Here is a 7,971-nt window from a genome sequence, read left to right as displayed (position 1 = left end):
GAGGCTTAAGAGCCATGGGCTTAGCAAAGAAGAAGTAATGGCCAAGATGGATAGGATGAGCGATGAGCAGATACATCAGTTGGCCGCCCTTTCTGACCGCATACCGGCTGGAGGAGACGGTGCGGCCACGGCGGCGGTGATTGTCTTGGTTGTTTTTATAATAGCCATATTGATGCTGATAATATTAAGAAGGATTTAGTCATTATTATAAGCCGTTAACAACTTCAACGCTCCTTTTGTATAATATAGAGACGAATTTTCTAGGCCGGGAGCTATCTCTTTAATCAAATGACTCCAAGTCTCAAGGTAATGACCTATAACATACATTACGGTGTCGGTCGGGATAAAAGATATAGCCTAGACAGAATTATTGAGGTTATCAGAAGCCAAGACCCGGATGTAGTAGCTCTCCAAGAAGTTGACAACCAGATGCACCGTACGAATTATGACCATCAATCCAGGATCATTGCTGGTGCTCTGGATATGTATTGGGATTATTGCGTGGTAAGTTTTAGGGGAACTGCGGAATTTGGTATCGCTACCCTAAGCAAGTTCCCTCTCGGCCAGAGCCGGCACCACGACCTCTCCTTTAATCCACGCCTGAAACTTCGTTTCCGGCCCAGGGGTATCTTACGTACTGATGTGGTTCTTGGCCCATCCGTGCTCCATATATTCAATTTGCATCTAGGACTGGGCATACGGGAGAGGATTCATCAGAGCCGGAAACTTCTAAGTGGCTCAATTCTGCTCGACCGGACACTTAATGGGCCGGTGGTGATACTGGGGGATTTTAATGACCGGCCAATCTCGGTGGTTCATCCCAGGCTTAAGTATTATTTCAACGACACCTTCAAATTATCCGGCGGCAGAGACGACGCCACCTTTTATTGGGGGCTGCTCAGGCTTAAATTAGACCATATATACGTATGTAACCGGCTATATTCTGTCGAAACTCATGTGGTTAATACATCGCTCTCCCGGGTAGCCTCGGATCACTTGCCTTTATTGGCAAAAGTTGACCCTAAAAGTTTAAAGAGGCAGCCTATAGGTCATGTTCTATCTGATCTTTAAGATTTTGTACTTTATTTCCTTTTTACTGGTGCCGGTTGTAATTACCCGGAAAAAAAGGCCGACCGCTGCGCTTGCCTGGATAATGGCTATTGTTTTTCTGCCCGTTCTGGGCTCCTTCCTTTATCTTTTATTTGGTACTGACCGTATTAAGAATAAGGGAAAGCAGAAATTCCTCTCAAACGTGGGGCTAAGGGAAAAACACCATGATATCGAGGCCTACTGGTCCTCGGAGAGATTGCTAGCGTCTAAGCATGAATTGCCGGACCATGTTGCAAATATCATGAGAGTAACTAACAAGCTCAGCCCCTTCGGTCCGGTCGACAATAACCGGCTAGAAATTCTGGTAGATGCCGAGGAGACCTATCAAAAGATGGAAGAGGCCATTTTAAGCGCGGAGCACCATGTCAACCTGGATTATTATATTTTTGAACCGGATAAGGTAGGCGCCCGGTTCAGGGATTTATTAGCGAAGAAAGCCAATCAAGGGGTGAAGGTAAATTTTCTATACGACGCTGTGGGTTCCATTAGGCTGGGATGGGCGTGGAAATTTCTCGAAGGCTTTCATGTAGCCGGTATTCAACCCCAGGAATTTTTACCTCTTCGAACGTTCTTTAAACCCTGGAATATTAACTTGCGTAATCATCGCAAGATCCTAATCGTAGATAACCGGGTTGGATTTACCGGTGGGTTAAATATAGGTGAGGATTTTCTCAACGATGGAAGCCAGAGGTGGCGAGATACCCATATGATGATCGAAGGCCCGGCGGTTACACAATTACAATGGGTATTCTGTGAGGATTGGTATTTTGCCACCGGAGAGGACTTATTCAAACCGGACTACTTCCCACAGTCAATGTCCAATGGTGATTACGTTGCTCAGGTTGTTCCGGACGGCCCGGACGAAGGGGTAGAATCGATCAAGAGCATTTTTTTTACGGCGATTTCCGAGGCAAGAAAGCTAGTTTATATAACAACACCGTACTTTATCCCGGATCAAACGATAAATCAGGCTTTGCAAATGGCTGCACTGCGTGGGGTAGATGTAAAATTACTCCTTCCTCATAGGTCAGACCATCCGTTGGTACTGCTTGCCAGCCGCTCTTATTATGACGACCTTTTAAAAAGCGGTGTGAGTATATTCGAGTATATGCGGGGAATCTTACACGCGAAGATGTTCATAGTCGATGACCACCTGGTAGTTATCGGGTCGGCTAATCATGATATACGCAGTTTTAGCTACAGTTTTGAGGTAAACGTTCAGGTCTATAACGCCGAGTTCGCAGAGGCTGCTAAGAGGGTGTTTCTTCAAGACCTTGAAAGGAGCCGGGAACTCTCTGCAAATGAATTCTTAAAAAGACCATCCCACGTCCGCTTTTCTGAAAACACCTGCCGCCTGCTTAGTTCTCTATTTTAACTTGAGGATTCCCTGTGTCTTGCCACAGGCTTACCACTATATTGTCATTGCGAACACTTTATATGCACTCAGCGTAAACTCCGTTAAGCAGTATGACAAAAGGTGTCATTTCTCGAAATCTAAGATTTCTCACCCATGAGATATGACCCAGTGGGATAGTAAACATCCCATGGGGTGAAATTATCTCACGGGTTGGAAATGCCTGTCCTGAGCACAGCCGAAGGAACAGAACCCTTTGTAAAACCGTTTTTGTCATTCCGAACCCTGTCCCGAACGAATGTGAGGGAGCTTGTGAGGAATCTTAACAGATTGCTTCACTCTGCTCGCAATGAAATGTTAGAGTGTTTGCGTATGTATCGATACCATGCGGTTTGCCGTAGGATGGCTCATTTAAGATTAAAATATTGAATGATTGGTTTCGGTGTGTAATATCACACACCGTCAGGATCATTTTGCACAGCCCTATTAGATTTTTGTCTTATTCCCTGTCCACAACCCTCTGTGAATATTGCAATAAAAAAATCCGCATAGCTGGTATGCATTTTGCAAAAAAGTATTGGAGCGAAAGGGGGTAAGAACAATGAATAATGACATCAAACAACACAGGACAGATAAGCCAAAGGAGTTCATAGGCGAGGTAGTCAACATAGAGAATGACATAATCGAAGTCAAGAACGGAACGGGTTACATCCATTCATTCCGAATTATCAGTTTAGATGTGCCCAAGGAGCTTAAAGGGTTCGTGAGTTCTAAACAGTTAAAAATGTTAGAAGTTGGGGACAAGGTTAAGGTAAACATAGAAGAAGGGCGATTAACCTCGATTCAAAGGGTTATTAAAAACGGAAAAGACGAGCTTCGATAAGTGAAATCAGAGGAAAGGAGGATGTGTAAAACCAGGATTTAACCAAAGAGACACTGCCTTAGCGAATCGCATCTGCCGGGCAATTTTGCTTGTTTAACTGTTACTCTGAGTTCCTCATTACATTCAGAGCTTGTCCTGAGTCGCTCCCGAATTAAACCGGGGTAGAAATCTTCAAAGGAACAGCTTGTTCCCGCGTTAATTTGGTCGCCTCTTTGAGTAGGACAAGGTCTGTTCGATTAAATCCGGATTGGTATCCCACACCTTTCCCGGTTAAATTGCCCCAAGTTTTTAGTTGTTGTGTCTTAAACCGAGAAAGAAAGAACTAATTTTCCCGATTATGTACCGGGAAATCTACTTCGGTAATGAGCAGATACCTTACATGTCAAGCAATGACTTGGCTTAAGAGGCAAAACCATGGATGGAGAAATGGTTAAGAAGCGCAATCTAGAGAACAAGAATAGGTATTTACCGTACATCAAATACCAGGATTACATGATTGAATCCCTATGTTGACTCTGATACAAAGTTAAAGACGGCCAATGATGTCGGATGTGAGTGCTTTCCGCTCAGGCGAGTCATAAAAAGGAGGTGAGACCGATGCTGGGATGGGCTTTGACTTTTTTGATAATAGCGATTATTGCCGGAGTCCTGGGATTTACCGGAATCGCCGGCACGGCGGCGGGAATTGCTAAAATTCTCTTCGTAGTTTTCCTGGTAATTTTTATAGTTTCTCTCATATTTGGTCGAGGGGCCCGAGTCTGAATATAGATGCGATAGTGATGTTGAGACACCGCAGCGTTCGGAAGGTCCAGAGTCTTTGCCATCAAAGAGATGTAGTATAGAACCGGAACTGAAGTTAATAATTCTTAAAGAATAAATACTAAAAATGGAGGTGATAAGAATGACTTGGCACAAGATCGAAGGTAATTGGGAACAGCTAAAGGGTAAGGTTAAAGAAAAATGGGGAAGACTAACTGACGATGACCTTGATGTTATTGAAGGCAAACGCGACCAGCTTGTAGGGAAACTCCAAGAAAAGTATGGCTTCAGCAGAGAGCGAGCCGAAAGAGAAACTGATGAATGGTCACGTACGTGCTAAACACGCGTGTATGAGAATAGGAGATACTCTCGCTGGAGGGTGTCTCCATGCTCAGGTCGAAGAGAGCCTCTAGTTCTCGGAAATATGTCGGTGTTCCAGAGGAAGCTTAAAATCCTCTTCCCTGTTGAAAGTTGTTTATCTCAGTAATTAAGGAGAAAAAGCAATGGAACTGATTCTTCTAATTATATTGATTTTGCTGCTAATTGGTGCACTGCCCGCCTGGCCCTACAGCAGAAGTTGGGGTTATTATCCAGGCGGCATAATCGGCACACTTCTTATAATTTTACTCATACTGATACTACTGGGTTATGTCTGAACTGGAGTAACCAATACGACATCTGTACGTTTTCCTGGCCCGGGATCTCAGTACGAGTAAAACCCGGGTGCCCAGCAACAAGCACTGGGTATTGACCCACTAAAATCCGAGTTTGACGCTGGAGGAAATAAGATGCCCTACGATAAAATCTCGGACCTGCCGGATTCGGTGAAAAAGAATTTACCAAAGCATGCTCAGAAAATCTACTTCGAAGCATACAACAATGCTTTTGAGCAGTATGCTAAACCGGAGAAGCGCCGCGACGATTCTTCTCGTGAAGAGACTGCTCATCGGGTAGCCTGGGCTGCTGTGAAAAAGAAATACAAGAAAGAAGGTAACAAATGGGTTCGTAGGAAGGGTCGATCGTGAGACTGCCAGAGCCGGAAGAGCGTCTGAGAAATGAATGAAAGCCCAACCTGATTCCAAGATTTGGTTTCTTCCACCCAGATCGAGCCGGAGTGTAAGTAGTTGCCGTAAGCAGAATACCGCGATTATCTGATTGATTGGCGATTGCGGTTTTGATATTCAAGATAGGAAGATAAATGGAGGCTAAAAGATGAAAGATTTAACAATTAACGACCAGTCAATCGAGATAGGGCTTTATGAGAAAGATGTAAGCACTGTAGATGCGGCTTTTTGGCAGTCAGGGTCAGAGGTGAATAATGAAGTTGGCGAATTTCCCAAGTTAGACGAGGAAAATGTAGAGCTTTTTGACGATGATAATGCATCGATCCTTGACGTTTTACCGGAGACTGCATTTGAGTCTGAAGAGGAAGAAAGCAACGATGATGAAACAGGGTTGAAATGGGTAGATGAGCATTATCGGCTTCTCAATATCTTCTACAGAGAAATGGCCAAAGAACCTTTATTCACACCAATAGAAGAAATAGAAGTATCTGCAAAGATGAAACAATGTGAGTTAAGAGCCAGGGAAATAAAATCACTCATCGATAAGATTGCCGGCAAGGCGGAGAGAAACAGAAAGGGAAATGGGCATCGAAAGACCAACGGGAAAAAACTATTGAGACGAATGGAGAGACTGGGTTTTCTGGAGACAGCATACTTGTCCCGGGTGAAGTCTTTGAAGGAGCGATTCATAAAAGCTAATTTGAGGCTGGTTATTAGCATAGCGGGCAGATATGCCGGTAAAGGCCTTCCTATTTTAGACCTTATTCAGGAAGGCAGTTTAGGTCTGATTAAAGCAGTAGAGAGATTCGATTATACGAAGGGGTTTAAGTTCTCGACATACGCGGTGTGGTGGATACAACAGTCAATGTCCCGGGCGCTTATGGAAAAGACCAGGACAATACGAGTACCGGTATACATACTGGAACAGTCCAACAAGGTCCACAAAATAAGCCGCCTGCTTCATGATCAAATGGAGGAGAAACCTACGCCCGAGGAAATAGCCAAAGAAGTGGGAGTTTCCGTCAAAGTGGTAAGACAGATTTTAGACCCGATGAGAAATGTTCACTGTGCTGTTGATTTGCCGATATACGGGGAGGATGAAAAATCTCTTCTGGATTCTTTGCCGGATTGGCGATCGCCCGCTCCCGATTCTATTACCAAGAGGGAGGAGCTGATTGAAAAAACCACAAAAGCTCTTTCATTACTGAGTCCCCGGGAGCAAGAGGTAATAAGGATGAGATTTGGCATTGGTTATGACACTATCTACACCCTGGATGATGTTGGCAAAAGATTTGACCTCACCCGTGAGCGGATAAGACAGATTGAGAATAGGGCACTGGAGAAGCTCCGGAATTCCGAACTAAGAGAATCTCTTAGTAGTTTCAAAGAATGAATAATACTACTCTCTTACACCACAAGAAACTAGATCGTTCTCGCTCTATATCTCAGCCCCTAAGGAATAAGTATTTGCCGTATCTAAAATACGAAGATTATCCGATTGAATCTTGATTAGGATTCTGATACTAAAAAATTATGCAGTGATTTTAAAGGTACATGGTGAAAAAGATATGAACTGGGATCAAATCAAGAGCCGTTGGATACAACTCCGGGGCAAAGCCAAAGAAAAATGGGGTAAGCTGACAGACGAGGATCTTGACCTGATCGACGGTAAACGAGACCGACTAGTGGAGAAATTGCAGGAGAAGTACCGCCGTAGTAGATATGTGACGGAGAGAGAGATTGATAAGTGGATAGATGGTCTGTGAATCAACGAGCTTATGCTGACCAGATTCGGCGTAGGCAAGGTTTAGGGGGTGATTATCATGGCAAGATCAAGATGCACCATGTGCGGAGATAAAATAGGAGATATTGTAAAGGAAGTATATGAGGGTGAAGAATACCACTTCTGTAGTCAGGTGTGCAGACTTGAATTTTTAAATGAGCCGGATAGATACAGGCTAGTATGGCCGTCACTCCGAAGGAGGGCGATTGTTATGGAGAGGTTAATATGTGCGGTATGTGGAAACGAGGTGCCTGAGGACGAGGCTCATAGACAGGCCTATCAAGAGCAAGAATCTTACGAGAAATATTATTTCTGTTGTGGTGGATGCAGAGTGGAATTCATAAGCGACCCGGATAAATATACTGGCCAATCCGGCAAACACCTAGCTTAGGTGTTCCTATCGTTGAATAGATTTAGTGCTTCTTCGGTACTTATTACAAGTACTGAATTTGAATTGTGTAATCAACGGAGGAAACAACTATGGGATTTATTATATGGTTAATCATGTTCCTAGTGACTTCAACCACTATGCTCGCCGCTAGCTGTGTTTATAGGGCGGAGGAAAGAGAAGTGATGGGGGAACCGGTCCCACAGCCGCCAGAAGTGGCCCGTGCCAAGCCGCCGTATATACCGCCCGCTCTGCGAGTGGAAGAAGCAGGCCCGACACCCTCCACAACCCACGTTTGGATTCCAGGTCATTGGGATTGGAATGGATATGATTGGGTTTGGACTGCAGGCAAGTGGGAGTTACCACCCAGTTCCAGTTCCGTCTGGGTCTCCGGTCACTGGAAGTGGGATGGAGTTAATTGGGTATGGGTCCCCGGACACTGGGAGTAGCAAGAGCTTTAAGCTCGTCCCAGATTGAAAAAGAGATTCGGGCTGATGATCAGTTGACTAAATCGATAACGAGGTGATACATATGCAGATTAATCTCGCTTTAGAACCAGTAGTGTCTTTAATAGCAGGCATATTGATCCTGTTCATGCCCCGGTTATTGAACTACATCGTTGCTATATAT

13 protein-coding genes are annotated in these 7,971 nt (G+C 44.4%); all 13 read left to right on the top strand.

What is annotated here, in order from left to right:
- On the top strand, window positions 1-199 hold a 199-nt coding region (locus VNN20_12710), incomplete at its 5' end, for a PA2779 family protein (GenBank protein ID HWP93047.1).
- 110 nt (window positions 200-309) lie between these two features.
- The gene (locus VNN20_12705) at window positions 310-1,071 is read left to right on the top strand and encodes an endonuclease/exonuclease/phosphatase family protein (GenBank protein ID HWP93046.1); all 762 of its coding nucleotides are present in this window, start codon (window positions 310-312) and stop codon (window positions 1,069-1,071) included.
- Window positions 1,052-2,485 (top strand): cardiolipin synthase, encoded by a 1,434-nt coding sequence (gene cls / locus VNN20_12700; protein HWP93045.1) that lies wholly within the window; start codon window positions 1,052-1,054, stop codon window positions 2,483-2,485. The genes VNN20_12705 and cls overlap by 20 nt, the downstream gene beginning before the upstream one ends.
- A gap of 580 nt (window positions 2,486-3,065) precedes the next feature.
- On the top strand, window positions 3,066-3,347 hold the full coding sequence (locus tag VNN20_12695; GenBank protein ID HWP93044.1) for a hypothetical protein: 282 nt from the start codon (window positions 3,066-3,068) through the stop codon (window positions 3,345-3,347).
- A 597-nt stretch (window positions 3,348-3,944) separates the two neighbouring features.
- A complete protein-coding gene (locus VNN20_12690) occupies window positions 3,945-4,109 on the top strand; it encodes a DUF1328 domain-containing protein (protein ID HWP93043.1) in 165 nt (54 codons plus the stop codon).
- A 139-nt stretch (window positions 4,110-4,248) separates the two neighbouring features.
- Complete coding sequence (locus tag VNN20_12685; protein HWP93042.1) at window positions 4,249-4,446, top strand: CsbD family protein; 198 nt, start codon at window positions 4,249-4,251, stop codon at window positions 4,444-4,446.
- 163 nt (window positions 4,447-4,609) lie between these two features.
- Complete coding sequence (locus tag VNN20_12680) at window positions 4,610-4,762, top strand: DUF3309 family protein (GenBank protein ID HWP93041.1); 153 nt, start codon at window positions 4,610-4,612, stop codon at window positions 4,760-4,762.
- Between the two features lie 132 nt (window positions 4,763-4,894).
- A complete protein-coding gene (locus VNN20_12675; GenBank protein ID HWP93040.1) occupies window positions 4,895-5,131 on the top strand; it encodes a ChaB family protein in 237 nt (78 codons plus the stop codon).
- 187 nt (window positions 5,132-5,318) lie between these two features.
- Entirely contained in the window at window positions 5,319-6,563 is a 1,245-nt protein-coding gene (locus tag VNN20_12670; protein HWP93039.1) for an RNA polymerase sigma factor RpoD/SigA, read from the top strand.
- Window positions 6,564-6,738: 175 nt separating this feature from the next.
- Window positions 6,739-6,936 (top strand): CsbD family protein, encoded by a 198-nt coding sequence (locus VNN20_12665; protein HWP93038.1) that lies wholly within the window; start codon window positions 6,739-6,741, stop codon window positions 6,934-6,936.
- A gap of 57 nt (window positions 6,937-6,993) precedes the next feature.
- Window positions 6,994-7,344, top strand: a complete 351-nt coding sequence (locus tag VNN20_12660) for a YHS domain-containing protein (GenBank protein ID HWP93037.1) — start codon at window positions 6,994-6,996, stop codon at window positions 7,342-7,344.
- 89 nt (window positions 7,345-7,433) lie between these two features.
- On the top strand, window positions 7,434-7,790 hold the full coding sequence (locus tag VNN20_12655; GenBank protein HWP93036.1) for a hypothetical protein: 357 nt from the start codon (window positions 7,434-7,436) through the stop codon (window positions 7,788-7,790).
- 82 nt (window positions 7,791-7,872) lie between these two features.
- Window positions 7,873-7,971: DUF3096 domain-containing protein (locus VNN20_12650; GenBank protein ID HWP93035.1), on the top strand; the 99-nt coding region annotated here is incomplete at its 3' end.

The organism is Thermodesulfobacteriota bacterium (genome assembly GCA_035559815.1).
In the GTDB taxonomy this organism is placed as follows: Bacteria; Desulfobacterota_D; UBA1144; order Nemesobacterales; family CSP1-2; genus DATMAT01.
Note: the sequence above shows the minus strand (reverse complement) of the source record. Positions and strands in the feature narration are given on the sequence as shown.